The sequence below is a fragment of the Campylobacter sp. 2352 PW genome, assembly GCF_024723575.1.
Taxonomy (GTDB): Bacteria; Campylobacterota; Campylobacteria; order Campylobacterales; family Campylobacteraceae; genus Campylobacter_D.
On the sequence record NZ_JANQCX010000041.1, the window covers coordinates 1 to 666 of the forward strand.

A 666-nucleotide genomic window follows, 5' to 3' on the forward strand; every position below is an offset into this window, starting at 1 on the left:
TTGTTCCTTTTATTTATATATTTTTAAAATTAAGAGTTTTTGTTTTTTAATATTTATTATTGATTAATCAAAATATTATTTAATACGAGTATTCATTAATATACTCGTTATTATTGCTAGGATATAGCTATCCTAGCAAGCATTTTTATAATCCTCCAACTATACAAGGATTCATAGTTTTATAATTATCACTTACTATGCAAGTTTTACTTTTTTGAAGTAAAGAGGTTTCATCTACTTCTTCAGTTTCTTCTTCTTCATCTAAAGCTTCATCACCTATTAGATTAAGTGAAGCAGTTTGTTCGAAATCCATATCAGATTCAGGTAAATCAGGTTTATTTGGATCTTCTCCATCTCCACCATCTCCAGTTATTTCTTTTAAGTTAGGATTGGTATTTAATATTACATTGGCAAAAGCACCATTTATTTTAAAATTTTCTCCATATTTTTCACTTGATATGTTTTTCCAAGTATTTAATATATCTTGGTTATTATTGATTAAATCTGCTAATTCCTGACTCTCTTTCATTAATGTATCTATTTGGTTTTTAAATGCAATAAATTCTGGATCATTTTTACTTGCCAAACCTTTGTTGATTAAATCTACATAAGCATTATAAGCTTTAATAGTATTATCAAGTTTATTTTGCATAGCAATAAGATCTT

At 25.7% G+C, this 666-nt stretch carries 1 protein-coding gene; it reads right to left on the reverse strand.

Annotation, left to right across the window (positions count from 1 at the left end; translation table 11 throughout):
- Positions 1-145 precede the first annotated feature (145 nt).
- Positions 146-666 (reverse strand): hypothetical protein (locus CAMP5121_RS08020; RefSeq protein ID WP_337215297.1); only part of this gene is annotated, 521 nt, incomplete at its 5' end.